General features: G+C 58.8%; 24 protein-coding genes. 8 read left to right on the top strand and 16 right to left on the bottom strand.

The window, feature by feature from the left end; genetic code table 11:
* Nucleotides 1–82 precede the first annotated feature (82 nt).
* On the top strand, nt 83–946 hold the full coding sequence (locus ACD590_RS13290; protein ID WP_439003534.1) for a DMT family transporter: 864 nt from the start codon (nt 83–85) through the stop codon (nt 944–946).
* A gap of 60 nt (nt 947–1,006) precedes the next feature.
* Here the strand turns inward: ACD590_RS13290 and ACD590_RS13285 are convergent, their stop codons facing one another.
* The 4 genes from ACD590_RS13285 to ACD590_RS13270 form a co-directional block, all read right to left on the bottom strand.
* Entirely contained in the window at nt 1,007–1,342 is a 336-nt protein-coding gene (locus tag ACD590_RS13285; RefSeq protein ID WP_018242693.1) for an antibiotic biosynthesis monooxygenase family protein, read from the bottom strand.
* A gap of 522 nt (nt 1,343–1,864) precedes the next feature.
* The gene (locus ACD590_RS13280; protein WP_018242692.1) at nt 1,865–2,392 is read right to left on the bottom strand and encodes a cupin domain-containing protein; all 528 of its coding nucleotides are present in this window, start codon (nt 2,390–2,392) and stop codon (nt 1,865–1,867) included.
* Nucleotides 2,393–2,592: 200 nt separating this feature from the next.
* Nucleotides 2,593–2,979, bottom strand: coding sequence for a cupin domain-containing protein (locus tag ACD590_RS13275; RefSeq protein WP_130729196.1), 387 nt, complete (start codon nt 2,977–2,979; stop codon nt 2,593–2,595).
* Nucleotides 2,980–3,096: 117 nt separating this feature from the next.
* Complete coding sequence (locus tag ACD590_RS13270; protein WP_439002737.1) at nt 3,097–4,314, bottom strand: ROK family protein; 1,218 nt, start codon at nt 4,312–4,314, stop codon at nt 3,097–3,099.
* A gap of 195 nt (nt 4,315–4,509) precedes the next feature.
* Between ACD590_RS13270 and ACD590_RS13265 the strand changes: the two genes are divergently transcribed.
* The 6 genes from ACD590_RS13265 (at nt 4,510) to ACD590_RS13240 (ending at nt 11,434) form a co-directional block, all read left to right on the top strand.
* Nucleotides 4,510–5,784, top strand: a complete 1,275-nt coding sequence (locus ACD590_RS13265; protein ID WP_439002736.1) for an ABC transporter substrate-binding protein — start codon at nt 4,510–4,512, stop codon at nt 5,782–5,784.
* A 133-nt stretch (nt 5,785–5,917) separates the two neighbouring features.
* Nucleotides 5,918–6,802, top strand: a complete 885-nt coding sequence (locus tag ACD590_RS13260; RefSeq protein WP_018242688.1) for a carbohydrate ABC transporter permease — start codon at nt 5,918–5,920, stop codon at nt 6,800–6,802.
* Complete coding sequence (locus tag ACD590_RS13255) at nt 6,802–7,653, top strand: carbohydrate ABC transporter permease (protein ID WP_439002735.1); 852 nt, start codon at nt 6,802–6,804, stop codon at nt 7,651–7,653. Before ACD590_RS13260 ends, ACD590_RS13255 begins: the two co-directional genes overlap by 1 nt.
* Nucleotides 7,654–7,699: 46 nt before the next feature.
* Nucleotides 7,700–8,845 carry an ABC transporter ATP-binding protein gene (locus ACD590_RS13250; protein WP_439002734.1) on the top strand — a complete coding sequence of 382 codons (1,146 nt, stop codon included), beginning with the start codon at nt 7,700–7,702 and terminating at the stop codon, nt 8,843–8,845.
* A 17-nt stretch (nt 8,846–8,862) separates the two neighbouring features.
* Complete coding sequence (locus tag ACD590_RS13245) at nt 8,863–11,001, top strand: beta-galactosidase (RefSeq protein WP_168298984.1); 2,139 nt, start codon at nt 8,863–8,865, stop codon at nt 10,999–11,001.
* 211 nt (nt 11,002–11,212) lie between these two features.
* Nucleotides 11,213–11,434: a hypothetical protein gene (locus tag ACD590_RS13240; protein ID WP_018446301.1), complete on the top strand. Its 222-nt coding sequence runs from the start codon at nt 11,213–11,215 to the stop codon at nt 11,432–11,434.
* 272 nt (nt 11,435–11,706) lie between these two features.
* On the opposite strand, the gene ACD590_RS13235 is transcribed toward ACD590_RS13240, so the two are convergent.
* From ACD590_RS13235 to ACD590_RS13215, 5 genes are all read right to left on the bottom strand, one after another.
* Nucleotides 11,707–11,952, bottom strand: coding sequence for a hypothetical protein (locus ACD590_RS13235; protein ID WP_155256924.1), 246 nt, complete (start codon nt 11,950–11,952; stop codon nt 11,707–11,709).
* A 1,055-nt stretch (nt 11,953–13,007) separates the two neighbouring features.
* Nucleotides 13,008–13,667: a hypothetical protein gene (locus ACD590_RS13230; protein WP_439002733.1), complete on the bottom strand. Its 660-nt coding sequence runs from the start codon at nt 13,665–13,667 to the stop codon at nt 13,008–13,010.
* Between the two features lie 190 nt (nt 13,668–13,857).
* Nucleotides 13,858–16,059, bottom strand: a complete 2,202-nt coding sequence (locus ACD590_RS13225; protein ID WP_439002732.1) for a M48 family metallopeptidase — start codon at nt 16,057–16,059, stop codon at nt 13,858–13,860.
* Between the two features lie 155 nt (nt 16,060–16,214).
* Nucleotides 16,215–17,144 (bottom strand): citrulline utilization hydrolase CtlX, encoded by a 930-nt coding sequence (ctlX, locus tag ACD590_RS13220; protein ID WP_439002731.1) that lies wholly within the window; start codon nt 17,142–17,144, stop codon nt 16,215–16,217.
* A gap of 10 nt (nt 17,145–17,154) precedes the next feature.
* Nucleotides 17,155–18,210, bottom strand: coding sequence for an ornithine cyclodeaminase (locus tag ACD590_RS13215; protein WP_439002730.1), 1,056 nt, complete (start codon nt 18,208–18,210; stop codon nt 17,155–17,157).
* Nucleotides 18,211–18,349: 139 nt separating this feature from the next.
* Between ACD590_RS13215 and ACD590_RS13210 the strand changes: the two genes are divergently transcribed.
* On the top strand, nt 18,350–18,787 hold the full coding sequence (locus ACD590_RS13210) for an Lrp/AsnC family transcriptional regulator (RefSeq protein ID WP_018242678.1): 438 nt from the start codon (nt 18,350–18,352) through the stop codon (nt 18,785–18,787).
* 161 nt (nt 18,788–18,948) lie between these two features.
* Here the strand turns inward: ACD590_RS13210 and ACD590_RS13205 are convergent, their stop codons facing one another.
* The 7 genes from ACD590_RS13205 to ACD590_RS13175 all read right to left on the bottom strand — a co-directional run bounded on the left by ACD590_RS13205 (nt 18,949) and on the right by ACD590_RS13175 (nt 26,716).
* Nucleotides 18,949–19,287 carry a slr1659 superfamily regulator gene (locus ACD590_RS13205; protein WP_003560625.1) on the bottom strand — a complete coding sequence of 113 codons (339 nt, stop codon included), beginning with the start codon at nt 19,285–19,287 and terminating at the stop codon, nt 18,949–18,951.
* Between the two features lie 7 nt (nt 19,288–19,294).
* Nucleotides 19,295–19,855 carry a slr1658 superfamily regulator gene (locus tag ACD590_RS13200; RefSeq protein WP_018242677.1) on the bottom strand — a complete coding sequence of 187 codons (561 nt, stop codon included), beginning with the start codon at nt 19,853–19,855 and terminating at the stop codon, nt 19,295–19,297.
* Nucleotides 19,856–19,858: 3 nt separating this feature from the next.
* Nucleotides 19,859–22,219: a SpoIIE family protein phosphatase gene (locus tag ACD590_RS13195; RefSeq protein ID WP_115157270.1), complete on the bottom strand. Its 2,361-nt coding sequence runs from the start codon at nt 22,217–22,219 to the stop codon at nt 19,859–19,861.
* Entirely contained in the window at nt 22,216–23,388 is a 1,173-nt protein-coding gene (locus ACD590_RS13190; RefSeq protein ID WP_018242675.1) for a class I SAM-dependent methyltransferase, read from the bottom strand. The genes ACD590_RS13195 and ACD590_RS13190 overlap by 4 nt, the downstream gene beginning before the upstream one ends.
* Nucleotides 23,385–23,894: a hypothetical protein gene (locus ACD590_RS13185; RefSeq protein WP_439002729.1), complete on the bottom strand. Its 510-nt coding sequence runs from the start codon at nt 23,892–23,894 to the stop codon at nt 23,385–23,387. The genes ACD590_RS13190 and ACD590_RS13185 overlap by 4 nt, the downstream gene beginning before the upstream one ends.
* 75 nt (nt 23,895–23,969) lie before the next feature.
* Complete coding sequence (locus ACD590_RS13180) at nt 23,970–25,625, bottom strand: putative bifunctional diguanylate cyclase/phosphodiesterase (RefSeq protein WP_018242673.1); 1,656 nt, start codon at nt 25,623–25,625, stop codon at nt 23,970–23,972.
* Between the two features lie 212 nt (nt 25,626–25,837).
* Nucleotides 25,838–26,716, bottom strand: a complete 879-nt coding sequence (locus ACD590_RS13175; RefSeq protein WP_115157271.1) for a LysR substrate-binding domain-containing protein — start codon at nt 26,714–26,716, stop codon at nt 25,838–25,840.
* Nucleotides 26,717–26,735 lie beyond the last annotated feature (19 nt).

Genomic DNA, 26,735 nt, shown 5'->3' with positions numbered 1-26,735 from the left:
TCAGACTGTGACTGTCATAACCATCCGTGTTGGCCGATAAGAGCGAGAGAATGAAGGAGTGCAGCGCATCATGGAGCGCGAGATGGACCGCATGGCATCGGGATGGATCAATGGTTTTATCGGGGTGGTGATCTTCAGCGGATCGCTGCCGGCGACGCGCGTGGCGGTGATGCAGTTCGATCCGGTCTTTCTCACCGTAGCGCGCGCGGCGATCGCCGGCATTCTCGCCCTTGGCCTGCTGATCGCTTTCAGAGAGAAGCGACCGAGCCGGCGTGACATTCTCTCCCTTGCAGTCGTGGCGCTGGGCGTCGTTGTCGGCTTCCCCCTGCTGACGGCGCTGGCGCTGCAGCATGTCACGTCAGCCCATTCGATCGTCTTCATCGGCCTGCTGCCACTCGCGACGGCGATCTTCGGCGTGGTCCGTGGCGGAGAACGGCCGAAGCCGGCGTTCTGGCTCTTTTCGGTTCTCGGCAGTGCGCTGGTGGGGGTATTCGCAATGACGCAGGGGCTGACGGCCTCGCCGGTCGGCGATCTCCTGATGCTGGCGGCAGTCGTCATCTGCGGCCTCGGCTATGCCGAAGGGGGCAGGCTTTCGCGCACGCTCGGCGGATGGCAGGTGATTTCCTGGGCGCTCGTGCTGTCGTTGCCGGTGACGGTCGCGGTCGCGCTTTTCCATAGGCCGGAGACCTTCTCTGGCATCGAAGCGCCGGCGCTGCTTGGCCTTGCCTATGTCTCGCTGTTTTCCATGCTGATCGGCTTCATCTTCTGGTATCGCGGCCTGTCGCAGGGCGGCATCGCCGCCGTCGGCCAACTGCAGCTGCTCCAGCCGTTCTTCGGGCTGGCGCTCGCCGCAACCCTGCTGCACGAGCCCGTGACCTGGGCCATGCTCGCCGTGACGGTTGCCGTCATCCTCTGCGTCGCCGGCGCCCGCAGGTTTGCGCGGTAGGCTTGTCCGTCGCTTTACAGAGGATACGTTTTAGGGGGCAAGATTCTTCAACGAGTCAACTCATGTCTCTTCAATATTGAATCCATAGGCTCGCGTGACGAGCGCAACACGGATTTCGTACCGAGTATACCAGTCTGACCGACCGCGATTTTGCGCCTGAATGTGATCGACGACTGATTTCCAGGCTCGAATGCTATCCTCATCCTTCCAATAGGAGATGAGTATGCCGAAACCGTCTGCCCCGCGAGCACTTTCGAAGCCGAGATAACCTGGCTGCTGTTTTGCAAGTTCCGTCATCGCATAACCCATCTCGCCATAGCCGTTGTCGAGCTTTGTTCGTTGAGAGGAAAAACTGACCATATAGTATGGCGGTTCAGGCAAAGCGGCGGTGGACATTTGGGCTCCGATCGATTGCTATGTGTGTGGTTTATCGCCGCGATCGCAATGACTGCTGTCGGCATACTGCGAAAGCGAGCAATCTTAGGCGCCGCGGATTGCCCCTCATCTTGAGTCATCCATCTGCCGTGACAGCTCGATGCCGTTTTGCCATGGTTGCGCCGGGGCTTCGGACTGAATACCATCCATCATGGTTCGACAAGTTCTCTTTGATCGGTATCAGCGATCCGTTGTGACGGCTGGGCTCTCGCTCGCTCAATGTCGGGAAAGCGCAAGAGTTGCTCTTATGGCTATGGCCCCCGGCCAGGTCTGCCAGCGGCAGGTGCTGGCCTCGACAATTTCGCTCACCCGTTTTCGTCGACCGTGGCAAATTGCGATGGCGGTGATCGCGGCATTTCTCGCGAGATCACCATCCACCTGCTGAATGCGGAGGCACCGCAGTGACCCGTCAAAGCTCCAAGCAGGCGTTGGTCTCCGCTTTGCGCGACGCCGACATTGCGACAAGCAATCACCCTGGCCGATCTATTCGCTGTTTCCGCGCCCCTTTGCTTCCCGCACCAGGTCCGGCATTCCATCGTGGGGACCGAGGGCGTGGGTGGGATGGTCATCCCACCAATCATCGTGCAGCGGTCGGCGGTGAGGGTGGAGCGGGTAGAAAATGCGGTTCTCGGCCTTGTGGCGCTCACCGACGACAAGGAGGTGCACCTCGGCTTGCGTGTTGTTGAGGAAACTATGGGCGATCCCGGTGCCGGCCGGAAATCCGACGGCGTCGCCCTGTTTCAGGCGATAGAGATGGCCGTCAAGCCAGACATCGGGCTCGCCTTCGAGAACGTAGACGAATTCCTCCTCGGCGCTCTCGGCATGCGGAAAGGAGGTGCGCCGGCCAGGCGGCAAGCGCTCGTGATGAATGCCCAATTTTGCCAGACCGAAATATCGTCCGAAAGGCGCGCCAATGCTCATCAGTTCGTCGTCATCGTCATAGTGCGAGTCGTCCGGCCGTTCGATCTCGCTCCAATGGACGATAAAGGACGGCCGCTCCAGCGTTGCCATGGTAATCCTCCTGAGTGTGAGAGGTTCAGATGACTGGGGATGCGAATTCCATCAATCCGTATGGCGATGCTGCCGTGAATGGAAAGCGACCGCAAGGGCGAAACGGCGCTCCCACGCAAGCGGCGCGGTCCTGAAGGTTCTGGGGTCAGCGCTTCGTGCAGCGGCGGCTCCCGATCCAGACGCGGGTTTCTACGACTGACTCACTTCGCAGGCACGACGAGCGTCTCTCCCTTGCGGACGATGTAGGTTGCCAATTCCGAAGCCTTGCCGCTGCCGACGTTCTTCGCCGAGTGAACGACGCCTGATGGAATGAAGAGGGATTGGCCGGCTTTAAGGGTAACCGGCTGTCTGCCTTCGAGCTGGTATTCCAGCGTTCCCTCAATGACGAAAGCGATCTCCTCGCCAGGATGTGAGTGATCGGGGGCGAGAACGCCCGGCGCGAAATCGACGCGGACCTGAATGGCCTCGTGGCCGGGCACGTCGATATCGTTCCTGATGAGATCGGTGCGCTGCAGCGGCTGTTCTGCATGTGCTGTTGCTGCGCCGCCGAGAGCAAAGGCGAGCGCGATAGCCTGGATCATTTTCATGTGGTCATCCTTTCTGGATTTAAACCAATCTCGACCATTGGGTCGCGTCCGGATTTCACCTGAGGATTGAACCAGGGATGTGTCTGAAACCTCCTATTTTTGTAATCCAGTGTATCACTACGCTGCCGACGACGAGTCCACAGGTCTGACGCCGGCGAGATTGGCGATGTCCGTGATGCCGCCGGAGGATTCGAAGTCGAATATTTTCTGGGTGACGAGGGCAGCGGCGCCCCGAGCCCAGGAATTGTCCTCCCAGTCGGGCAAGAGGGGCGGGGCGGTTCGGAAGGTCCGGGCAGCGAGGGCTTCACGCAGTGGCGTCAGGAAAGGCTCGCCGAGGGAGACGGCTTCGCCGCCGGCGACGATGACTTCGGGATCGGTGATGTTGATGAGATTGGCAAGGGCGGTGCCGATGCCGCGGCCGGAATCGGCGACGAGGGCGAGGGCGGCGGCATCGCCTGATGCGAGCGCAGCCGACAATTCCGGCAGTCCCAGCTCCTCGCGGCCGGTCGCTTCCCGCCAGCGTCTCAGCATCGATGCTTCGGAGTGATAGGCCATCAGGCAGCCGCGCTTGCCGCATTCGCAGAGCCGGCCGTTCTCCTCGTAGAGGGTGTGGCCGAACTTGCCGGCCGCGCCGTTTGCGCCGCGGTAGAGCTTACCGTCGATGACAAGCGCGCAGCTGATGCCGACGCCGACGGCGAGGACGGCCATGTTGCGATGCTGGCGGCCGAGCCCGAAGAGCTGCTGGGCAATGGCATAAGCGTTGGTGTCGTCCTCCAGCCAGACCGGTACATGGACACGGCTGGCGACGAGCGAGGCGAGGGGGACGTTGTTCCAGCTGAAGCGGTGGCTGCGCACGCAGGCCGTCTGTTCGTGATTGATGACACCGGGCATGGAGATGCCGATGCCGGCGAGCTTCGCATCCGGCCGGCCGGCGAGCTTTACCAGTTCTGGCACGGTGCCCGCCAGCAGGTCGGCGACCTTATCGGGGTCGTGGCCGTCGAGGTTTACTCGCATGGCGGCGACGGGGTTGGTGGCAAGGTCGGTTGCCACGCACTCCACCGAGTCGACCATCAGTTTGAAGCCAACGGCGAGTGCGTGCTCGTAGTTGATATCTACCGGGATCGGGCGGCGGCCGGTGAGGCCGGGCACGGTCTTCCCTTCGATGACGATGCCTTCCTCCAGAAGGTCGGCGACGACAAAGGTGACGGCGGCAGGACTTAAACCAATCACCGTCGCGATGTCGGCGCGGCTCCTCGGCCCCTCCCGCCGGAGAAGGTTGAGGATGAGGCGTCGGTTCATGGCTCTCGCCGTGGTCTGGTCGCCTTTTAACTTCACGATGCATTCCTTAATTTTGTAAATTAATTATTGCGGGCTGCAAAGATCTATGCATAAGTTCGGCCGCGGATCAACTCAGCCAGGCGGATTATCGCTGGAATCGCCGAGCGGATCGCAGCGTTGAATGCCTGGTCGGTCGTTTCATGGAGGAGGCGACGGTCGGGAGATGTTGATCGATCAACTGGGAGGAATTCAATGACATTTTTGAAGCAATTTCCGACGACCACCCGCAGACGCTTCCTGAAGGGCGCGGGGCTGGTTTCCGCCGCAGCGGTCACCGGCAGCTTTCCGATCCCGGCGATCGCGCAAGCCCAGGAGGTCACGATGATTTCCGCCGAAAACAATGGTGCCGCACTCGATGCGCTGAAGGCGATTGCCGCGGGCTTCAGCAAGGAAGCCGGCGTCAATGTCGTCATCAACAATATGGACCACGAGGCCCACAAGACGGCCATTCGCAACTATCTCGTCGCCGGCGCGCCCGACGTCTGCTCCTGGTTTTCGGGCAACCGCATGCGCGCCTTCGTCAAGCGCGGCCTGTTCGACGACATCTCCGACCTTTTCGAGAAAGAGAAATATAAGGACGTCCTCGGCGCGACGGCAGGCGCCGTCACCGACGACGGCAAGCAGTATGGCCTTCCCACCGGAGGCACGCTCTGGGGCTTGTTCTATCGCAAGGATGTGTTCGAGCAACATGGTCTGACCGTGCCGAAGACGGCCGAAGAGTTCATGGCCTATGGCGACAAGTGCAAGGCCGCGGGCATCACGCCGGTTGCGATCGGCACCAAGGAATTGTGGCCGGCGGCCGGCTGGTTCGACCAGATGAACCTTCGCATCAATGGCCTCGACAAGCATATGGCGCTGATGAACGGCGAGATGAGCTATCTCGATCCCGCGCTGACAGCGGTTTTCGACCAGTGGGAGGCGATGATTTCGAAGGGGTTCTTCACGGAGAACCACACGTCCTTCGGCTGGCAGGAGGCCGCGGCGCTCTTGGCGCAGAAGAAGGCCGGCATGATGAATCTCGGCGCTTTCCTGCGCTCGGCTTTCACCGCCGAAGATCTGCCACAGCTCTCTTACGCGACCTTCCCGGTGCTCGACGCCAAGATCGGCCACTACGAGGAATTCTCGGTCAACTCGATCCACATTCCCGCCAAGGCCAAGAACAAGCAGGGCGCGCGCGAATTCCTCGCCTACTTCTACAAGCCCGAGAATCTGGCGGCCTATCTGGAGCCGGGCGGCAATGTGCCGCCACGCCACGATCTGCCGCCAAGCAAAGACCCGCTGGTCAACGTCGCCGTCGAGACGATGAAGACGGTGCAGGGCACGTCGCAATATTACGACCGCGACAGCGACCCCGATATGGCGCAGGCCGGCCTCGTCGGCTTCCAGGAGTTCATGGCCAAGCCCGACCGGCGCAAGGCCATCCTGACGCGCCTCGAGGGCACGCGCAAGCGCATCTACAAGATCTAGCAGCTCTCCCAGGGGCGGCGGCGAACCGCTGTTCCCAAGGGGTGGAGGCTGTTTGCCTCCACCCCTTGGGGGAGGTGCGCCTCTGCTCCCGGAGCACGCATGAGTCTGCTCCTGTATTAATGAGGTTCTTGAGATGTTGATGTTATGGCGCCGCCAGCGCTGGTGGCTCACCCCGACTTTACTCATCGCGCCGGCGATATTGCTGTTCTTCACCGTCATCCTGCTATCGGCCGTCAGGAGCCTCTGGATCAGCCTGCACGACTGGGACGGCTTCGGCCCGATGGTCTGGATCGGCTTCGGCAACTACGTCGAGCTCTACAACGATCCGCAATTCTACGTGTCGCTGAAGAACAACCTGATCTGGCTGGTAATGTTCATGGCGGCACCGCCGATCGGGCTCGCCATCGCGCTGCTGGTCAACCAGAAAATTCGCGGCATGCGCTTCCTGAAGTCGCTGTTCTTCATCCCGCTGGTGCTCGCCTCGGTGACGGTCGGCGTCGTCTTCACCTGGGTCTATACGCCGGAGTTCGGGTTGCTCGCGCTGATCTTCAGGGCGTTCGGGGCGACGGCGCCGGCGGTTCTCTCCGACGAGCATTTCGTCACTTTCGCCATCGTGATTGCAGCACTCTGGCCGCAGATCACCTTCTGCATGGTTCTTTATCTCGCCGGGCTCAACAATCTCAGCGAAGAGCTGATCGGTGCCGGGCGTGTCGATGGGGCGAGGGGCTGGAACATGTTGTGGCACATCGTGCTGCCGCAGCTGACCCAGGTCACTTTCATCGCCATTGCCGTCACCGTGGTCGGGGCACTCAGGTCCTTCGATATGGTATCGGTGATGACGAATGGCGGCCCTTTCGGTTCGTCCTCGGTTCTCGCCTACCAGATGTTCGAACAGTCGATCTTCTCCTACCGCTTCGGTTACGGCGCGGCGATCGCCTCCGTGCTGTTTGTGATCATGGCCGCCTTCATAGTCTGGTACCTCAGCCGCATCATCCATACAGAAGAAAGGGGAGGCTGATGTATCCTCGTCCCATTCCCGAAGCCGACGTCTGGCAGCGCCGCCTCTATGTGTTCGCCGTCGTCATCGTCCTTCTGCTCTGGCTCTGCCCGCTGTTTGCGATCATCCTCACCTCGTTCCGTTCGACCGAGGATGTCATGGGCGGCAATCTGTGGGGATGGCCGACCGGCATCGGCGTGGTCGACAATTACACGGCTGTCTTCACGCAGACACCGATGGCCCGCTACTTCCTCAACAGCCTGACGATCACCATTCCCTCGGTGATCGGCGTCCTGGTGCTGAGCACGCTCGCCGGCTATGTGTTGTCGCGCTACCGCTTTCCCGGCAACATGCTGATCTTCGCGCTGTTCGTCGGCGGCAATTTCCTGCCGCACCAGATCATGATGATCCCGGTACGCGACCTGATGGTCCGGCTCGACCTGATCGACACCACGGCGGCGCTGATCATCTTCCACGTCGCCTTCCAGACCGGCTTTGCAACGCTGTTCATGCGCAATTTCATTGGAGCACTTCCCGATGAACTGTTCCAGGCGGCCCGCGCCGAGGGGGCCTCTCCTTTCCAGACGCTGGTGCATGTGGCGATCCCCTTGGTGCGGCCGGCCCTTGCCGCGCTCGCCATCCTGATCTTCACCTTCATCTGGAACGATTATTTCTGGGCCGTGGTGCTGACCGTCAGCGACTCCGTCAAGCCTGTTACCGCCGGCCTTGCCAATCTTCGCGGCGAATGGGTGTCGGCCTGGAACCTGATTTCCGCCGGCACCATCGTCGTCGCCGTGCCGCCCGTCGTCATGTTCTTCCTGATGCAGCGCCACTTCATCGCCGGCCTGACGATGGGAGCGGTGAAGGGATGAGCGATCTCCTAAAGTTCCAAGTTTCAACAGCAGAGAGCCAGGACGCATGACCAGTCTCGAACTCCGACAGATCAACAAGAATTACGGCGCCTATCATGCGCTGCGCGGCATCGATCTTTCCGTAGCGCAAGGCGAGTTCATCGTCATGGTCGGCCCCTCCGGCTGCGGCAAGTCCACGCTTTTGAAGTCGATCGCCGGCCTGGAGGAGATCTCCTCCGGCCAGATCCTGATCAACGGCCGCGACGTCAGCAAACAGGAGCCTGGGGACCGCGGCATCGCCATGGTCTTCCAGTCCTACGCGCTCTATCCGCATATGACGGTGGCGGAGAACATGGGCTTCGGTTTGCGCATGGCCAAGCGCCCGAAGGCCGAGATCGAGGCGGCGGTGGCGCGCGCCGCCAAGATCCTGAGGATCACCGACCAGCTGGAAAAGCGGCCGAAGCAGCTCTCCGGCGGCCAACGGCAGCGCGTGGCGATCGGCCGGGCAATCACCCGTTCGCCCGACGTTTTCCTCTTCGACGAGCCGTTGTCGAACCTCGACGCAGCACTTCGAACCCAGATGCGCGTCGAGCTCAGCAGCCTGCATGCCGAACTCGGCGCCACCATGGTCTACGTCACCCACGACCAGGTGGAGGCCATGACCATGGCGAGCCGGATCGTCGTCTTGAACCAGGGGATAATCGAGCAGGTGGGCTCACCGCTCGAACTCTACCGCAACCCTGACAACCTCTTCGTCGCGGGCTTTCTCGGTGCCCCGCGGATGAACTTCCTCGGCGTTACCATCGACGAGGTGTCCGGCCGCAATATCACGGTTTCGGCGCCGGGCCTTGTGCCGGTGACTGTCGAACTGGCGGAGGCCGCGGTGCCGCCGAAGGGCGCCAGCCTGACGCTGGGTGTAAGGCCGGAAAACATATCGTTGGTCGCCGACGCTGCCCAAGGCGGGGCGATCAACGGCGCGGTCCGACTGGTCGAGCATCTCGGGCGCGAAACCATCCTCTATATCGACGCCGGCAATCTCAGGACCATCGCCTCGGAAAGCGGCACCGGCAACATCACGGTGCAGCTCAGCTATGTCGCGCCCGTTACCGCCGACCAGAACGTGGCGCTGAAGCTCGACGCCAGCGAACTTTATCTCTTCTCGCCCGACGGCGGACGTACGATCAGCGCCCGCAAGACGATCCTCGACAGATAATCACAGGAAACATCACCGTGTCCGACAAGACCGCAAACCTTTCCGTATGGAACTCCGTCAAGACCGACCGCTTCCTCGTCGGCGCCCCGCATTATCCCGAGCACGTCGACGAAAGCTACTGGGAGCGCGACGCCGAGCGCATGGCGAAGGCCGGCTTCAACGTGGTCAGAATGGCCGAATTCGCCTGGCATATTCTCGAGCCGAAGCTCGGCACCTTCGATTTCGATCTGTTCGACCGTGCCATCGCCATGCTCGGGCGCTTTGGCATCGACACGATCATGTGCACGCCGACGGCAACGCCGCCGCGCTGGCTGAGCGTGGCGCATCCAGAGATTCTGAGGGTCGACGGCAAGGGCCGACCGATGAGCCATGGCTCGCGGCAGCATTGCGACACGGCGAGCCCGGTCTTTCGCGAACACAGCCGGCGCATCACCAAAGCGATGGCCGAGCACTATCGCGACAATCCCTTTGTCGTCGGCTGGCAGACCGACAACGAGCTGAATACCAGCATGCCGGAGAGTTTTTCGAAGGCGACGCTCACCGAATTCCAGGCCTTTCTGGCCGGCAGATATGGCGAAATCGACAAGCTCAACACGGCGTGGGGCGGCGATTTCTGGGCGACGGCCTATGACAGTTTCGACCAGGTGGTGCTGCCGATCGAGTTCGGCCCGACCTTCCCGAGCCCCGGACATCTCCAGGATTATCACCGTTTCCTGGCCTTTTCGACGGCGCGCTTCCAGCACGACCAGGTCGAGATCCTGCGCGCCGTGAAACCCTCCTGGTTCGTCTTCCACAATCTCGGGGGTCTCAGAGATATCGACTTTCGCGGCCAGTTCACCACCGATCTCGATTTCGTCGGCTACGATATCTATCCGATGCTCTACGACGAGTTCCAACGGCTCGGAAACCACGCCAAGGTCCAAGCGCTGCACCTCGATATCTGCCGCGGTTTTTCCGGCAACTACATCGTTCCCGAGCAGCAATCGGGCTTCGGCAGCCAGCCGGGCTTCTGCACGCTGACGCCGGAACCGGGCGAACTGCGCCGCATGGCGCTCTCCTCGGTCGCCCATGGCGCTGACGGGTTGATGTTCTTCCGCTGGCGCCCCGCGCATTTCGGCGCCGAGATCTATTGGATGGGCATCATCGACCACGACGACGTCGCCCGCCATCGCTATGACGAGGCGAAACGCTTCGCAACCGAGATGACCGCGCTAGCGCCCAAGATCCTCGGCACCTATGTGCGTATGGATGTCGGCATCGCCGGATCCGACTTCGACAATCAGGAAGCTCACAAGACCTATCCAATCGGCCTGCCGAGCCCACAGGACGATGCGATCCTGCTGCACCAATATTGCTACGACCGCGGCATTGCCTGCGGCTTCATTCATCCCGAGGACGATCTTTCCAAGCTCAAGCTGCTCTATGTCCCCCATTGGGTGATGTGGAAGGACGAATGGACAGAAAGGCTGAAATCCTTCGCCGAGCATGGCGGCACTGTCGTCATCGGCGCGCGCACCGGCACGCGCAACGAAGACAACCACGTCATCCGCGAGACCGCGCCCGGCACCTCGCTGTCTCAGCTCACAGGCGTGCGCGTCGAGGATTTCGGCCGTCTTGCTGCCCCCGGCGCCAACGGGCTGTTCGATGTGATGGAGCGTTCGGGCGGGCTTGTCATTCCTCCGAACAAGCCGGCGGAATCGCACCGGCGCGAGCGCCGCTTCAAGATTGGCAACCGCGAACTGGCCGCCGGCTATTTTTATGAAAACCTTGCGACCGACGGCGATGTCGAAGTGGTCGCGGCCTGGTCGAACCGCTATGCCGAGGGCCAGCCGATGGCGACGTCGCGCAAGGTCGGTAAAGGGCAGGTGGTCTATGTCGGCACCTATCTCACGCCGGATCTGACGGCAGCGCTTGCCGGGCGGCTGTTTGCACCCGTCGGCATCGAGCCGCTGATCGGCGAGCTTCCCGAGGGTGTCGAGGTGACCATGCGGATGAATGACGACCGTCGGCTGCTGTTCATCCAGAACTACACCGACCAGCCGGCGGCCATCGGCGGCGTCCCCGCTGGCCGTGATCTCCTGAATGATGAAAACCCCGTTGCCGGCCGGCTCGATCTCGAAGGTTATGGCTGCGCGATCATCGAATTGGAGGGATGAGCTTGCGCGCGCCGTCGAAGCTCAAGAGCTGCCTCACACCAACCCTCTCCCCCAAATGGGCGAGGGAACGTGCCTGAAGCTCCTTCGGCTCAATATCGGTCATCATCGGGGAGCACCAGTCTGGGGAAGGAAGGCGGGAACGCAATGAATTTACGGCTCGTCGTTGAATGCAGTTTCGTGGAACTCATGTCCTCGACATGGGCGGCAGGTGATGATCTACGCTTATCCTCGCTTGGATCAGGTCACGCGCAAAGATGTGAAATCGAAGATTTTGCAAACAGCTCTTGAGCTTTTCTCGAGCCAAAGACGTAGATTCGCCCCGGAGAACGCCCCCGGCAATTTCGGCTTCCTGGACCGCGATCTGGATTCGATCATCGGTGACCCGTCGCGTGGCTGCTTCAAGTGCGGAGAACTCTGCCATTGCTCATCATAGCACAGTCCGAAGATCGAAACTGAGATAGTTTAAACGCGCCTTCATGAGTGCTGCGCGCGCCTACACAAGCTCCCTGTTTACGAAAGGTCGAGCGGTCGCACCGGCTGGAAATGTGCTGCCACCTGCAAATACGGGGTTCCGCCTCGAGGTTTGCTGTCATGGCCTACAAAAACGGATGCCGTGTTTCGTCTCATCGCAACTGCGCGCCGCACTGGGAAACGACAGGGTCATGTCACTACTGTCTGTTTTTCAGGCGATCGCGACGTCGTTTGCTATATCCCCTGCATTCGCCGAAGTGCCGGCGGCAAAAGATCGTCTCGACGTTTCAGCGCCGACAACAATTCGTTTTCCGAGGATACGCCATTTCGAAACTCCGATTTGAGAAAGGTAAGCGCGGCACGCTTTTCTTCGGAGTCTGCAACAGCGTGGCTGCCCCGAAAGCCGGCACTTCGAAGGACTGTCCTGATAAGGCCGATGTCGGTTGGATCATCAATTTCTGACAAATGAGTGGAAGACACGACGTCCTCCTTGCTGGGGCTAGGGTAATTGCCCTCAAACAGCAGCGCCCGTGACATGGCTGCCGTCAGCTTTAAGGTGGTTACGATACCTTCAGTTTGCAATGATGCCCGCGGGCGGTGAACGTGGCATCACGCCGCCCGCCGATGCATCGAGAGCGACCGGGGCGCTGTTCGATGAGTTCCGCCGTGGGGATAGGGACCGGCGAGGCAGAGCCATAACCGGTTTCAACTCAGCCGTTCTGGGAACTCGTTTTGATCCGCCTTCGTTCCAAATCAGGCGTGAAGCCTAGAAAACACTGCTCGCAACAGCTGGAATGCTCGAAAGTTCTTTATGCGTTCACGTAAGTATCAGTAAGTGTGCATAAAGAAAAATAGTGAAATTATCAAACCGTTGAAAATAAAATTTATAAAAATACCTGAAGAATTCATCCTTTTTCAATCCATTGTATTCTGGATTCAATAGTATTATAATTCGTTTCCTCAACAATTCACTTGGCTCTTAACCGAAGGATTGGAATTCAACGCGATCAAGCGCCGAAATATCCGGCCGCGATCCGCTTGAGATGACCAGGCGCACTTTCGAGAAAATTACGACCAGCGAAATCGCAGAACGCGCCGCAAAAACCGTTCGCCTTAAAGCATGGGCGGCTGACCTCCACTGTGGTCATCCCGCGTTAAAGCCGGATGATCCTACATCCAGCAAGGTGAGCTCAAGCTTGGGCCGGAAGTTCGGGAAGGGTCTCATGATTCAGGTGGAGTGTCGCTTTTGGGTCGAGCGCAGCGTCGACGGCATCTGGGCTATGAGCGACAGGAGAACCTGTTTGCCCGCCCGGCCTTCTGATAAATAGGGAATAACGATGATGACTTGGCGTCGTGAAATTGTTCGATGAACTGGGCTGATAGAGGCGCATTCATCTTGGAGCAGTTTCAACAGAGGGTTCTGTGTCTGCAAAAAAAAGAGCATATCCGTACTCAAACAAAGCGGAAATGCTCTTTCGTAGTTTAGTGCGGAGCCATACTTGTCAGCTCCACACCGCTCGCACCTGAATTCTCGGCTATTCGTCTGATGTCACCGGCGCCGCGTTCTCCAGAGAGGTGCGGATTTGATCGATCTTCCCGTTTGCGTCGCCAACCCCCAAGATGGTTTTGGCTTCGTCCAAAACCGCCGGGCTGACTTCTCCGGTTTTCGTCGCTGAAGCCAATGCGTCCTCCAGCGCCTGATCCCCCAACAGAGGGTCATCGGCTGCGGGCTCGATTCCATTGTCGAGTTCATATTGGGCATAAGCCACGGCATAGGCCGCGATAGCGGTCATGCGTGGATCCGACGTATGCATCAGTGCCTTATAGTTCCGCTTCAAGGAGTTCAGACCCGCAAGCTGCGCCGACAGGTTTTTTTCTTTCGTGCCGATTTTAGTCTCGTCTGCCTTCGCGGACTTCGACTTGCTTGTCGCCTCGGTGGATTTGCCTTTCACGCCTTGAGATTTGGAGTTGCCGTGGTTTGAACTGCCACCCTGGCTGTTGCTGCCATGGTTGCCACTGTTTCCACTGCCGCCGCCGTGACCGCCACCATTGCCTCCACCATTGCCTCCACCGTTGCCGCCACCGTTTCCACCGTTCTTCGCCAGTGCGGTCATATCGATTCCGGCAATTGTTGCCGGGCTCGCCGCAAGAGCCAGCGAGAGCGCGGCCAGGGACGCTAAGGTTGCGATCCGCATTGTTTTCCTCCAAATCAGATCAAGCGCCGGGCAGATACACGGCTTGAGCAGATAGGAGAGGTTAGACGGTGATCGCGCATTGCACATCGGACCGAGGTCCGATGCCGCTCCGGCAATGGTCTTAGACGACCTGAAATGCTTAACGATTCCCTCTTCGCGCGAAGCGGCCATCGGTTGAGCTCATTGCTGCTCAGTATTTTCCGGCTGTCTCGTCTGCGGACGCATCGCGGGACGGGTGCAACATAGCGGCGGCGAGCTCCTGTCGGGCGTAAGCGGCCTCGTGATACCGGCCGACGAGTGCGCTGAAGTCGGCGGCCTTCATCCCTTTAATCCCCAGGGCACCCAGCGTGATGATGCGCTGCCGGCGGTCGATTTTGCTATAGATCGCACGCCAATGTTTTTTTGGCACTGGCGCATCCTGATTGAGCCAGAGGCGCAGGGCAAAACGGCTCGATGCGTAGACCGCGTAGCCCGCAACATCCGTCCAGGCAACCGGCTTGTCCAGTCTGGAGGCGAGCAATGCATCCGGGGTCAGCACCATGAGCGGTCGTGCCGCGCTCCGATACAGAAAGGCCGCGTAGAGAAGGGAGGTGACAGCGCCAAAGGCGGTGATCGCGGCGATCAGTGACTGTGCGAATTCATCGTAGCCGAGGCCCAATTGGCCGCTGAGAAAGACGACCGTCAGGCCAAATCCGGCGAAAATCATGGCGACGATCACCATCGTCCAGATCATCGGCTTGACGTTGTCGTAGACGACGGTCTCCTGTGAGGCCCCGGCAACCACCTTTTCAAGCACTTCGCGACGGCGGTCACGCATCATGCGCGCGTCGTCGATGAAATCCTTGCTCAACAGACGGCATAGTCCGGCCCAATCCGAAAACAGATCGTCCGCAAAAGAGCGAGCTCCCGGCTCCGGCTGACGCATCGCTCGTCTCAGCAGGTCATCGCCAATTTCCACACCGAGGGCCGATATCCGCTGGATCGTCGGCGGATGGCTGTCGGTCGGATGCGGTTGCCGATCTCCCAAAAGGGGCATCGGATCGCTCCATCCATTGGTGGTGACCAGTTCCGTTGTCTGCGCGACGAGGTCAGGCCAGGCATCATCGGAACCGGTATCATCCGGTCCGGCATATGCGCGCTGAAGAACATAGGCGACGGCGGGAGCGATAATCCCCGTGCGGATGAGAGCCGAGGCGGCGTCTGCCGGCGTCGCCAGCAGACTGCCGCTACGGTCAGCATCGAATTCTCGCAGCCGGCTCCAGTGTGCGACGGCATGATCGAACCGCTGCATGGCGTGAAAGCCGAGCTTCACCGCCGGATACAGGACGAAGCGACCACCGTCGGCGCGTCCAAGAGCTGCAAGAGCACGCCAGAGGCCTGCATAAATCGGCGTGAATTGCTGGCTATAGGTGGTGTCTTCGCCAGAAAAATGGGCGAGCTCATGGCCGATGATTGCCGCGATTTCGGCCTGGTCGAGAAGATCAAGATAGGCCGCAGGCAGATAGAGCGACCGTCCGGTCACCAGTCTGTCCTCAGGCCAGAGACGCAGCTGGCTCTCCGTTACGAAAAAGCCCTGGCCGAGGCCAACGATGATCGTGTCGGGCAACAAAGCGTGTTGCCGCCCGGCCAGGCTGCGGACGAAACGCCAAAGTTCCGGAGCCTCCGTTTCTTCGATGACGCGTCCCGCCGGGACAAGCGGTTCGGGTGTGAACAGGGCAAAGACATCTTTCAAGCCACGCAGCGCCGTGAAGGCGCTGTAGGCTGCGATGACGGCGAGGACGACGGCGACCGCGAAAAGCTTGGCACTGCCCGTGGTAAAATCTGCCCATAGTCCCATGCTGACTGCTTCGAACAGGGCCGCCGAAATGACGCCGATAGAAAACCCGATCACAACGGTCGCAAGAATGAACGGAAGGAGCGACCGCAGACGTTGAAAGCTCGCGATCAGTTGGCGTTGGGAGACGCGCGCGCGGATCCCGGAAATACCGGCCGCCATCAGTCCCAGCGCACCGCCGAAAAAAACAACTACGGCTCCGCCGATCGTTCCCCAAACCAGTGGCCGGCGGATCTGCGAGATTTCCAGCTCCTCGTCGGCCTGAGAAAGGGCTGCCTCGATTTGCGAAACGGCGACCAGGGCGGCAAGGGAGGTGGGCTCACCCGCTCCCTGGAAGGTCAGAATGGCTGTTGGATCGGATGCCGCGATGTTTTTCACCTGAGCCAGGGTCGTCGAGAGTTCGGCCGAAGAACGGCGCGCATGTTCAAGCGTTTCGGCTGCACGCTGTGTCTGCCAAATCCCCAAAGAGACCAGTGCGATCGGCAGGAGCAGCACCCATGCCGCCAGGCCGAGGCTTGCAATTTTGCGGGCTCCTTGTCGGCGGCTGGTTTGGTCCATGCTTGTTCCCCCCAATTTTTCCTCCCCCATTTGCGAGGTCAAAAAAACTTGGCCGGCGCCCGTTATCGAAAGGATGTCGACTTCATACAAGATGCCTCGCTGAGTTTCACGAGAGTGTCAAACGGCAGTCGCAATATTCCACCGTCAGCACGCAATCATCGCGGCGTCAGATGGATGCCTGCGAGCGTGCAGCGGACCGATCCACCGGCGCGCTCAATGGTCGGGATATCAAGCGCGACCAGTTCGGCGCTCTCTTCGATCGTGTTGCGTTGATCCCGGCTCAGGGATGCAAACGCCGTGGTCGAGAGCGCAAGGATACGCCCCGCATTTCCCTGGAGTTCGAGAGCGTTGCCGGCGAAGGAGGCGATCTGATCGTTGGTGAGTGCGATGACGCCGCGGCCGGAGCGCTCCAGTCTTAGAACGACCTCCCGGCGTCTTGCTGCATCGGTCATCATCTCCAGTCCGATCATGGCGAAGTCGGTGGCGATGCACATCAGGACATTGGTATGATAAACGGCGACGCCGTTTCCATCCCGCGCGTCGAATACCATCGGCTCGAAGTTGAAGTGGGTCGAGAAGCGTTCCAGCGCGATTGGATCGGTGCGGTCGGAGCGGACGGCATAGGCCACCCGATCGATGTGATCGAGAACCATGGCGCCGGTGCCCTCGAGAAACAGTCCGTCCGGCTCGAGGCCGGAATAGTCGATCACCTCCTGCACCCGATACTGGCTCTTCAGCATTTCGATGACGTCACTGCGCCGCTCGCGCCGGCGATTGACGGCCTTCATCGGATAGATCGCCACATGACCGCCGGCATGGGTGGAAAACCAGTTGTTGGGAAAGACCGAATCCGGTGTCTCGGTACCGGTGTCGTCGAAAAGATGCACGTTCACGCCATGGCTTCTGAGCACATCGGCCGCCCGGGTGATTTCGTCATAGGCCGCCAGTGAAAGGTCTTCCGTCGTATCCGGGCTGGACTGGAACAGGTTGTCGATGGCGGTCTCGGTATTCACGGTGAAGTGGTGCGGCCGGACCACGACGACTGCAGAGGGCGCCTGGACGGAATATGTGACGTGTCTTGGCATCGTCGCGCTCCTATGCCTGCCTTGCTCGCTGCAACATGCCGAACAGATCGCGCGGATCGTCCGGATCGGCGATGATATCGAGGTCCTGGTAAAGCCCGGTCCCCCTGAGCCTGTCACGGACATAACGAAGAGCGGAAAAATCCTCGATCGCGAAACCGACGCTGTCGAATAGGGTGATTTGACTGGCATCGCGGCGACCGGTCGCCTGTCCCGTCACAACCTGCCAGAATTCGGTGACAGGATAGTCGGCATCCATCTGCTGGATTTCGCCCTCGACGCGGGTCTGTGGCGGATATTCGACAAAGGTGTCGGCGCGCAACAGGATGTCGCGATGCAGCTCGGTCTTGCCCGGGCAGTCGCCGCCGATGGCATTGATGTGGACGCCGGAGCCAACCATGTTGTCGGTCAGGATCGTCGCGTACTGCTTGTCGGCGGTGCAGGTCGTAATGATATCGGCATTTTCGATAGCCGATTGGGACGAGCTGCAGGCGGTCACCGTCAGCCCCGTGCCTGCAAGGTTGCGGACCATCTTTTCCGTCGCCAGCGGATCGATGTCGTAGAGCCTGACGTGATCGATGCCGCAAACGGCTTTCATGGCAAGCGCCTGGAATTCCGCCTGGGCGCCATTGCCGATCATGGCCATCGTGCGGGCACCCTTAGGTGCGAGGTGCCGCGCGGCCATGGCTGAAGTTGCGGCGGTTCTCAGCGCTGTCAGCAGGGTCATTTCGGTGAGCAGTACCGGATAGCCGGTCGAAACTTCTGCCAGAAGGCCGAAAGCCGTCACGGTCTGCAGGCCTTGCGCCATGTTCTTCGGGTGGCCGTTTACATATTTGAAGCTGTAGATTTCGCCGTCCGAAGTCGGCATCAGCTCGATCACACCTTCGCCGGAGTGAGAGGCAACGCGCGGGGTTTTGTCGAACGATCCCCAGCGGCGGAAATCCGCCTCGATGACCTCGGTAAGTTCGGTCAAAACGGTTTCGATGCCGATGTGGTGGACAAGACGCATCATGTTCTCGACGCTGACGAAGGGTACGAGAGCTTTTTCCGATGGAAGGGGCGACGACATGCTGAGTTCCTCCTGCATATGCTCGAGGAGAAAGACTAACTGTCCTGCATGTTGGCCGAAAGTTCAAATCTGTGCTAATTCTGGCAGTAAATTGTGCATTTCGTTCAGTTCATTTGCGCGAATTTAGCAAGGAGGCAATATGACCATCGCGAAATACGCACCCGACGATCTGGATCGCCGGATTATCGCTCACCTCCGCGCCGATGGGCGCGCTTCCTTGAGCAAGCTTTCCGATGCACTCGGTGTCGCACGCGGCACAGTTCAGAACCGGCTGGATCGCCTGATGGAGACGGGTACGCTGCTCGGCTTCACCGTCCGGGTGCGGGAGGACTACGACGTCAACGCCGTGCGTGCCGTGATGATGGTCGAGGTTGTCGGCAAATCGACGACCCAGGTCATACGAAAGCTCCGTGGCCTGACGGAGATTTCAGCGCTGCACACGACCAACGGCAACTGGGACCTTGTCGCCGATATCCGGGCCGCAAGCCTTGCCGACTTCGACCGGGTTCTACGCGAGGTGCGCATGATCGACGGTGTCGCAAACAGCGAGACCAGTCTCCTCCTCAGCAGCGTCTGAGGGCTGCCAAGCGTGGGGCGACGCGGAGCCGCCATCACCACGGGCTGGCGCTGCGGGGGCTGGCGAAGAGCCAAGGATACTTCGAATTCGGCAGCTGTTGGCGTTGGCTTCGATTTATGACGGCGCGTCGAGGTGTGAATTGGCTCTCCTCCGAAAGAGAATCACGCCAAGCGCAAATCGAGAAGCGGGTGTAACTTCTTGAGATTCGGGAGGGACTTCGCCTGCCAAGGATATTGGTTGGTGCCTTTGACAACGAGCAGGAGGTCGCCCATCTTTCTGGCTTCAATAGTCAGCTTAGCCAAGAGATTTATGCCAGAGGAATTGAGGAATTCGAGACCCGTCAGGTTGAACGTCACCTGTTTGTGCCCCTCGTGGAGCAGGCCGAATACCAATGAGTAAATCGGCGCATAGGCGTCCGGTCCGGCCAGCCTGAATACGCCGTCGAAATACACTTCGTTTTTCTCAGCCCATACGCGGAAGTTTTCGTCGCTGATTTCCATTCTTCGCTCACAGATTGGAGGAGGGTGGCATCGCCACAGCCGCAGTCGTCGTCAGTATGATATGCCGGTCATTATTCCCTTCGAATGCCCATGCCATTTTTGCGTCATAGTCGCTCAAAAGCGTGAGCAACCCCAAGCCCGAACCGCTTGCTGCCGATATGGCATTGGTTTCGATTTGCTCAAGAAGAAGTTCCCCAGGGTCCTTCGATTGAAGGCGATGCAGCAGTAGCTGAAACCGAGATGATGTCACGCCATCGATCGTGTTCTTGACCCTTATTAAAAAGGTTCCGTCGAATATGCCGGCTTCAATGAGGATCTCCCCAGGCTGTCGAAACTTAACGGCATTTTCGATCAACTCATTGCTCAGATATCCGATGTCATGATGCGCCTGCACGTAGTCTTTCCTTGACCGTGAATAGGGCAGAGCCATGACTTCCGCGATGAAGTCCGAGGTCATTCCTGAGTGCTTCCATCCAAGCTGAAGCGGTCCATCGCTTAACGTAAGGCGAGTGCATGAATCCAGGCTTATGCCCACCAGAGATTCGATACCATATACCGTTGGCGTCATGTCTCACCTATGTCGCACTGCGAGAAGCGTGATGTCGTCGTAAATCTTCTGCGATCCGATAAAGAGCATTAATGTCGCTACAATTCCGGAAACGACTTTCTCAGCGCTCTGATCCTTCAGGCGAAGTGCTTCGCGGCACAGACGTTCGATGCCAAACAGTTCTCCCGCGTCGTTTTCGGCTTCTGTCACGCCGTCCGTATGCAGGAGTATGACGTCCCCCTTCTCGAACGCTATTTCACGGGTTTTAATGAAGGCAGAAATATCGGCTTCCAGCCCGATCGGTATGCCCAGATCCATGGTGTCTATGCGCTCGACCTTGCCGTTCGCCCGCACGACGACAACTTCCTCGTGTTGTCCCGACAGGATCATCTCTTTTCCGTCGTAGTCAAGAAACGCCAGAGTGAGATGCTTATCGATTTTAGTCCTCACTATATTTTTAAACAGGGCGCTGTTCAGGTCTGTGAGAAATTTGACTGCATCGGTGTTTCCGGCTTCCTGCAGGGCGCGGGCGACGGACTGAACCATCAACATCAATACGCCGCTTTCGAGCCCGTGTCCGGTGACGTCGCCGATGCCGATCTTCAATCGGTTTCCGCTCTTCAAGACGTCATAATAATCGCCGCCGACTTCTTCCGCCGGTCTCATATAGGCTGCGATCTCGAGGGCCTGAAACTCCTCAAGCTCCTGATGCAGCGGAAGAACCATGAGCTGGATTCTCTCGGCGACGGCGAGCTCTGTTCCGAGACGTCGATTTTCTCGCTGGAGCTGTGCGTTCAGTGTCGAAATCTCTTCCTTTGCATCTTCGATTTGAGCGGTTCGCTCTTCGACGAGTTGCTCGAGATTTTCGGTGTGATAGCTGATCTGCTCAGCCATCCGGTTGAATGCTTCCCCAGCCTCGCCGACCTCATCTTTACTTGCTATGGCCACCCTGACCGAATAGTCCTTCGCTTGTATCCGTCTGGCGGCATCTGCAAGTGCACTGATTCCGCCCGTTATTCGTTTCGAAGCCGCAAATACCGCGATCGTTACAATAAGCAGCGACATTAAGATCGCTAGAATTTGGTAGAGCACGATCCGGTTCGTAGCGTCCGAAATCTTGGCCTGGGCCGCATAGAGGGAGGCTTCGATTTCTCGTTCAGGCACAACCACTCCAAGAGACATTGCCTCTTGCCGAACCGGGCCGCTGAGCCAGAGATTGGTCGCGGGGAGCTTCTTCACGATAAAGATGTAGGGGACCTGGTTGCCGTCCTGCTGCAACAGCAAATGTTGGATGCCCTGTTCGCGGTCAAGGGCCAGTTTCGCTATGGCAGGCTGGGAGCTTCCCTTCAGGGAGCGCTCCAATCCGGTCACGCCGGTTCCGCTTGCATCGCTCGCAGAACGCAGACCGAGCGTTTTTTCGCCTGTGCTGTTGATCGCCACAACGTTTCCGTCGGACATTGCGAGGAATCCAAAGCCGGACTGGGCCACTTTCACATTTTCAACAGTCTGCGCGAGCTGGTCGAGTGTTATGTCCGCGCCAGCCGTCCCGGCGACATCCTTCCTGTCGGCTGTCCATAATGGATGAAAGAAACTGACGATCAGTTTCCCGGTAATGGCATCGGTATATGGAGCTGTCTGCGTTATATCGTCCGCGACCGGCCGCGTTTTCATATCCTTGGCCCAGCCCTGCCAGGACTCATAAAGTCCAGGAAAAAAGAAGTCCCAGAAATTGGCCTCGTTGTGACCCGGATAAAGGCGGTCGAAGGTTTGAGCCTGGTCGGTATAGGGCGCTGTCCTGAAGATTGGTCGTTCTTTCGATCCGATGTAATACATCTGCAGCTTCGAAGCACCGTGCTGCAGCAGGCTCGGTGCAACAAGGTCCAGAACCGCGCTCGTCTGGATATCGGTCTGGACGTCAGGCTTTGGGTTGTGGTCTTGTCCGAGCAAGTAACTCCAGACGCTGACAACCGAGACGGAGCCCGGAGCGTTCTGAGACCACTTTCCCGTCTGATCGTAAGCAAGGCTGACGCTGCTGGGCGATGTGCGAGCGATCGCCGCGCCGACGTCGGAATTACGCTCGGGATCGTCGATCTGCGCCTGGAGCACACCTGCCAAGGTGCTGACGTCGTTATGAACCTGCCGCAGGAGCAAACTCACCTGGGCTGCGGTGGAATCAGCATATGTACGAATGTATTCCTGGTTTGCCGCTTCAAGGCCCTGTCCGACTTCGAGGGTTGCGTCGCGCGACAGCCTCTGAACGTTCCAAAGTGCCAGCCCGCCGCTGACCAGCAAGTCAAAGAGGACTGCTCCACCGACGACCAAGATGAATTTTGCCCGAAATGAGCCTAGTCTTGTCGGTCTCTTCAATGATCTCTCGTCCATCATAGCGGCTTTCGGCCGGAGGCTGCCCAGATCGGCCAGCCTGCATAACCCTTGGGGTGAAGAGCAGCAAAGACATGATCTTTGAATCCCTGCCGGAACCTGCGAATAAAATCCAACGAGTCGCCCCGTCGAACGGCCATCTCACCCGCATAGACATTTTCCCAAGCTTCGATGATGTCCGCGAAGTCTTGGGGGTCCCCGTCAAGGTTGGTGACCATAAAGGAATCGACCTTGATACTATCGAACCCCGCGTCAGCGAGGAGATGGCGGCTTTTCGGCCCCATCTCGACATCCATGTCGAAATACCTGAACAATTTGGCGACTTCCTCGTAAGTCCATCTTATTGTTTCAGCATGTGGTTCGCCGAGACAATGCGAATTTTTTTCGTTCGTGATGTAGACACGGCCGCCAGGCTTACAGATGCGGTAGAGCTCCCGCAGCAGCATCTCGGGACGGTTGAAAATCTGCAGCGAATGTCGGCAGGTCACAAAGTCAAATTGATTGTCTCGCAGCAGCATTTGGGAGGCGTCACCATAGGTGTACTCGATTCCCTGTAGATCGAAGTCGGCAGCGACCCTGCGCGCATATTCGAGGCTGCGCACGGAATGATCCAGCGCGACAAGGCGTGCCGGTTTAAATTCCCTCTGAACCAAGGCCGCGAAATCCCCAATTCCGCAACAGATATCCGCGATGACAAGACCGCTGCGCAGGCCGTGGCGAGGCAACAGTTCACGTTCGTGCCTCCATGTCATTTTCGTCTGGGTGCGCAGAATGGGGATGAAAGTCTCGTCCTCGACAAAGCTCTGGCCCGGATAAAATGCCGAATCGTAGACTTCAACCGACAAGTTTGGTTGTGATGCCGCCAGCGTCTCGAACAAAGAGGTCGACCATGCCACCACGCTCGACGTGATGATGACGATCTTCCGTTCTGGCCTGGTCCGACAGCTTGCCGCGAGGACATCGGACAGGGTTACGAAGGCAGTCATGTTAATGTGCGTCAGACGTTTGACATTGAGGTAAACGATCCCGCTGTATTTTTCCAAACTTTGCTGCACCAGCTTGAGGGCATCGGCAATCTCAGTGGCGCTTTCCGGTCGCATCTTGCCAGACAGCAACAGCTCCTGATTTGTCGGATCAAAATGAACAGTGAAGGGCTGCGGGAGCAGGCTCATCGGAAGTCCTCGGCCGAGGGGAAATCCGCTATGATTTGTATCCCTTGTCCGCCGTCTTTCTCAATCCGGATCGTGGCGCGGAATATTGCTGCCAAATCGCTGAGCAAAACCGTCCCGTCGGACTTCATCACCAAGTATCCAGAGCCGGCGCCGGGGACCGGCTGGCGCTCACTTGATCTTGCATTGGCGTGCTTTCGGCCAAATGCTTCCCCGCCGGGAAAGACAATTCTCAGCCGATTGATTGTCGCGCTCCGATAGAGACTGAAACTTATCCTTCCTGGCTCGCTCGTTGAACGGAAAGCAAGTTCAATGAGCTCATTCGTCGCGACGGAAAGAAAATTGGAATATCGAGCGGGATCGCTGTGACCTTGGCCGAGAATGTCTGAGAGGTATTCGGTAATCCTGTCGCAAAACTGCCATCGGGATTTGAACATCGCAACGTTCAGTTCCAGCGATACCATCGGCGCAAATGCATGGTCATCGAAGCTAGCTGCTTCCTGTTCCAATACACCCTCCTTTCGTTTGCCTGGGGCGTCAGGTTGATGCACGCGATAGCTAAAGGCGCGGCGAAAATCGGTTGTTCACTGTGGTAGCGTGGGTCTTACGGATGTTTCCGCCCGGGTGATGAACTCGCCAATCGCCTCGACCGGAAGCGGCCTGCTAATCAAATAGCCTTGAAGTCTATCGCAGCCCACACCGCGCAACCATTCCGCCTGACCTGGCGTCTCAACCCCTTCGGCTGTCACCTGCATGTCGAGGTCATGGGCGAGGTTAACGATGCAGCGGACGATTGCCTGGCCTTTCAGATCACTTTCGAGGTCGGTGATAAAGTATTTGTCGATTTTGATCGTGTCGAAAGGGAATGTCTTCAGATAGCTCAAGGAAGAATATTCTGTCCCGAAATCATCAAGCGAGATTCGTATCCCTAGCACGTTGAGAGTATTCAGGGTGTCGATATTGTTGACGGTCCGCTCAAGGAGCACGCTTTCGGTTATCTCAAGCTCCAGACGGTCGGGTGGCAACCCGATTAAGTCTAGCGTTTGGGATACCCGATCAGTGAGGCCGCTTGTCAAGAATTCAGCCGCGGACACATTGACCGCGACGATGTAGTTCTGCGGCCACTTCATTGCCTCGCGACATGCCTGCTCCAAAACCCATGCACCTATTTCCGGCATGATTCCATCGGCCTCGGCCATAGGAATAAATGCCGTTGGTGGGATTTTCCCAAGTAGAGGGTGGTTCCATCTGAGCAAGGCTTCGAAGCCGACAATGCTGCCGCCCTCGGCGATGGGTTGGTACTCGATAGAGAATTGTTGTTGGACCAGGGCCATGCGAAGGCTGCGGCGCAGCAGTTCGCGTTGTTCCAGCAACTCAAGCATTGAGGGATCAAACGGTCTTGCGCGACCGCGTCCGTCCTTCTTCGCGGCGTAGAGTGCGACGTCGGACGCCTTCATCAGCTGCTCCGGATTTGTACCGTCCGGTGGGGCAGCAGATATGCCGATGCTGGCACCGACAAATAGCGCGATGCCATCTATCGTGAAGGGCTTTTTGAATGCATCAACCAAAGCTTCAGCTAGCTGGTGTCCTTTGGCGGGATGTCCCGGGCCCCTTGATATGACGGTGAATTCGTCACCCGCCAGTCGATAGGCTCTGTCGTCGCTGGTAAGGCACTCTTGAATGCGGCTTGCAGCAAGCTGAAGGAGCTTGTCGCCGGCCGGATGCCCAAGCGTGTCGTTAACGGGTTTGAAATCGTCAAGATCGAGTTGCATCAGGGACAGAGTCTCGTTCGAGCCTGCGGTCTCCCGTAACAACACAGCGAGGTCCTCGCTGAACTGGCGTCGGTTCGGCAGTCCAGTGAGCGGATCGTGGGTGGCCAGATGCAAAAGGGTCGCCCGCTCATCGTCGATAGATTCCTCGGACCGAACCACGGCAAACAGATCTCCGATCCGATAGATCGTCAGTCCGTGCGACGCTGGCGCGCCAAAATCCCCCGATATTTGCAAAGGCTGGGCACTGTCGCCCAATGAACGGAGGGCGAGTGTGATCGCCGATTTGTCCAATTCTGGAAAATGTTCCCAAAACGACGCTGCTGGTTTGACAGAATCAGGCAGCTCAGTGCCCAGCAAATTCTCGACGGGATTGAAATCGCGGTCAAAGAACAAAAGCCGGTCGATCGAGCTCGAAGCTCTCGCCTCTGTTTGTCCGAGCGCCGAGGGGGCCGCACGAATTTTCTGCATGTCCGAGGCCCTCCTTAGTCTCATGTCATAACCAGATATTGTAGCAAATTAGCTCCCACACAACTTGTGCACGCCAAGATTTACATTAGGCATTTCTGATTAACAATCCCCAACCTCGGCCCAACTCGCTCACGGATGGGCTTATGCCACATCTTTATTTTCGCGACCCATTTGCATCCATCGTCTCGGCGGCGACCCTTCGATAGGGGATCTCACGCGCCCGATCCGCACTCCGTCATGAACCAGTCGATAAAGCGGCGCACCGGCTTTTTCGCCCAGCTGTTCGATATGACGTAATAGCCTTGGTTTTCTGCCGTCGCGATGTCGGAAAGCACCAGCAGATCGCCGCGTTCGATCTCGCGGCGGAACACCTCGACAGGGCAGAGCGCCACGCCATGGCCGGCGACTACGGCCGTCGCCAGCATGTTGAAATCCTGGAATATCGGACCCCGGAGCGGCTCCGGCGCTTTCTGGCCGGCCTTGCGGAACCATTCCTTCCAGCCGTCGGCGGATTCGTCGTGCAGCAGATCGGCGCCGGCGAGCGAGACGTCGTCGACCGTCCAGTTGCGTTTGGCAAGGTAATGGCCGCTGGCGACGGGCTGGTTGCGGCGGGAGAAGAGCAGGCGGCTTTCCCTGCCGCCGCTCAGATCCTCGCCCATGGTGATCAGCACGTCCAGGCTCTCGTCGTCGAAGCGTTCTTCGGCGCGTGCATAGACGATCCTGAGGTCGAGATCGGGGTCGCTCTCCTGGAAGGAGGGCAGGGCCGGGACGAGCCAGCGGGAGGCGATCGAGGGAATGCAGCCGACGGTGATGGCCCGCATGTTGTGATCGCGCCGCATGTTGCCGGTCGCATGCGCGATCGCCGCCAGCGATCCTGACACGGCGCGGTAATATTCGCCGCCGGCTGCGGTCAGCGCGACACCGCGGCCCGATTTCCGCAACAGCTTGCGGCCGAGCCAGGTCTCCAGATGCTTGATCTGATGGCTGATCGCCGCATGGGTAACGTGCAGCTCGTCGCCCGCTTTCGAAAGGCTCATCAGGCGGGCCGTGGCTTCGAAAGCGCGCAGGGCGTTCAACGGCGGCAATTGCATTTGTAAAATTTCCTCACAG

This window comes from Rhizobium sp. 862_C5_N1_2, from assembly GCF_051811205.1.
In the GTDB taxonomy this organism is placed as follows: Bacteria; Pseudomonadota; Alphaproteobacteria; order Rhizobiales; family Rhizobiaceae; genus Rhizobium; species Rhizobium leguminosarum.
Note: the sequence above shows the minus strand (reverse complement) of the source record. Positions and strands in the feature narration are given on the sequence as shown.

What these genes read in the sequence shown, in the direction of transcription:
- ACD590_RS13285 (WP_018242693.1), bottom strand. Translation starts at nt 1,342, where the DNA reads ATGTCCACCGCCGCTTTGCCTGAACCGCCATACTATATGGTCAGTTTT.
- ACD590_RS13210 (WP_018242678.1), top strand. Translation starts at nt 18,350, where the DNA reads ATGACCATCGCGAAATACGCACCCGACGATCTGGATCGCCGGATTATC.
- ACD590_RS13230 (WP_439002733.1), bottom strand. Translation starts at nt 13,667, where the DNA reads ATGCGGATCGCAACCTTAGCGTCCCTGGCCGCGCTCTCGCTGGCTCTT.
- ACD590_RS13290 (WP_439003534.1), top strand. Translation starts at nt 83, where the DNA reads ATGGACCGCATGGCATCGGGATGGATCAATGGTTTTATCGGGGTGGTG.
- ACD590_RS13180 (WP_018242673.1), bottom strand. Translation starts at nt 25,625, where the DNA reads ATGCAGAAAATTCGTGCGGCCCCCTCGGCGCTCGGACAAACAGAGGCG.
- ACD590_RS13240 (WP_018446301.1), top strand. Translation starts at nt 11,213, where the DNA reads ATGATCTACGCTTATCCTCGCTTGGATCAGGTCACGCGCAAAGATGTG.
- ctlX (WP_439002731.1), bottom strand. Translation starts at nt 17,144, where the DNA reads ATGCCAAGACACGTCACATATTCCGTCCAGGCGCCCTCTGCAGTCGTC.
- ACD590_RS13225 (WP_439002732.1), bottom strand. Translation starts at nt 16,059, where the DNA reads ATGGACCAAACCAGCCGCCGACAAGGAGCCCGCAAAATTGCAAGCCTC.
- ACD590_RS13280 (WP_018242692.1), bottom strand. Translation starts at nt 2,392, where the DNA reads ATGGCAACGCTGGAGCGGCCGTCCTTTATCGTCCATTGGAGCGAGATC.
- ACD590_RS13255 (WP_439002735.1), top strand. Translation starts at nt 6,802, where the DNA reads ATGTATCCTCGTCCCATTCCCGAAGCCGACGTCTGGCAGCGCCGCCTC.
- ACD590_RS13250 (WP_439002734.1), top strand. Translation starts at nt 7,700, where the DNA reads ATGACCAGTCTCGAACTCCGACAGATCAACAAGAATTACGGCGCCTAT.
- ACD590_RS13200 (WP_018242677.1), bottom strand. Translation starts at nt 19,855, where the DNA reads ATGACGCCAACGGTATATGGTATCGAATCTCTGGTGGGCATAAGCCTG.
- ACD590_RS13190 (WP_018242675.1), bottom strand. Translation starts at nt 23,388, where the DNA reads ATGAGCCTGCTCCCGCAGCCCTTCACTGTTCATTTTGATCCGACAAAT.
- ACD590_RS13205 (WP_003560625.1), bottom strand. Translation starts at nt 19,287, where the DNA reads ATGGAAATCAGCGACGAAAACTTCCGCGTATGGGCTGAGAAAAACGAA.
- ACD590_RS13265 (WP_439002736.1), top strand. Translation starts at nt 4,510, where the DNA reads ATGACATTTTTGAAGCAATTTCCGACGACCACCCGCAGACGCTTCCTG.
- ACD590_RS13215 (WP_439002730.1), bottom strand. Translation starts at nt 18,210, where the DNA reads ATGTCGTCGCCCCTTCCATCGGAAAAAGCTCTCGTACCCTTCGTCAGC.
- ACD590_RS13175 (WP_115157271.1), bottom strand. Translation starts at nt 26,716, where the DNA reads ATGCAATTGCCGCCGTTGAACGCCCTGCGCGCTTTCGAAGCCACGGCC.
- ACD590_RS13275 (WP_130729196.1), bottom strand. Translation starts at nt 2,979, where the DNA reads ATGAAAATGATCCAGGCTATCGCGCTCGCCTTTGCTCTCGGCGGCGCA.
- ACD590_RS13260 (WP_018242688.1), top strand. Translation starts at nt 5,918, where the DNA reads ATGTTGATGTTATGGCGCCGCCAGCGCTGGTGGCTCACCCCGACTTTA.
- ACD590_RS13195 (WP_115157270.1), bottom strand. Translation starts at nt 22,219, where the DNA reads ATGATGGACGAGAGATCATTGAAGAGACCGACAAGACTAGGCTCATTT.